Genomic DNA, 769 nt, shown 5'->3' with positions numbered 1-769 from the left:
TGGCGGCCGCGTGCTCGAACCCGGCATCGGGACCGGGCTTTTCCCGGCACTGATGCCGACGGCTTTGCGTGACCTCTCACATGTGACCGGCATCGAACTCGATCCGGTCACGGCGCGTATCGCCCGGCTGTTGCAGCCGCAAGCGCGGATCGTCGCCGGCGATTTCGCCTACACCACGCTGCCGGCGAATTTCGACCTCGCCATCGGCAATCCGCCGTTTTCGGATCGGACAGTGCGCTCCGATCGGGCGTATCGGTCGATGGGATTGCGGCTGCATGACTACTTTATTGCCCGTTCGGTCGATCTGCTGAAGCCGGGGGCTCTTGCCGCCTTCGTCACCAGCTCCGGCACTTTGGACAAGGCCGACAGCACCGCGCGCGAGCATATCGCGAAGGCGGCCGACCTGATCGCTGCCATCCGCCTGCCCGAGGGCAGTTTCCGAACTGACGCCGGCACCGACGTCGTGGTCGACATCCTCTTTTTCCGCAAGCGCAAGCTCACCGAGCCCGAAGGTGATCTCTCCTGGCTCGACATCGAGGACGTCCGCCAGGCGACGCAGGATGAGGGCGCCATCCGCGTGAACCGCTGGTTCGCGCGCCACCCGGATTTCGTGCTCGGCACGCATGCGACGACCCCCGGACCGTTCGGCGAGACCTACACCTGCCTGCCGCGCCAGGGCGTCGATCTCGAGCACGCGCTTTCCGACGCGATCTCTCTTCTTCGGGAAGCCATCTATGACGGTGAGCCAGAGGGCATCGACCTCGATGCG

Annotated in this window: 1 protein-coding gene; it reads left to right on the top strand. The window is 65.5% G+C overall.

The window, feature by feature from the left end; all coding sequences use genetic code 11:
- On the top strand, window positions 1–769 hold a 769-nt coding region (locus EH240_RS37185; RefSeq protein WP_148101193.1), incomplete at both ends, for an Eco57I restriction-modification methylase domain-containing protein.

Source organism: Mesorhizobium tamadayense, from assembly GCF_003863365.1.
Classification (GTDB): Bacteria; Pseudomonadota; Alphaproteobacteria; order Rhizobiales; family Rhizobiaceae; genus Mesorhizobium; species Mesorhizobium tamadayense.
The sequence above is the reverse complement of the archived record's forward strand: the minus strand, read 5'-3'. Positions and strand labels throughout refer to the sequence as shown.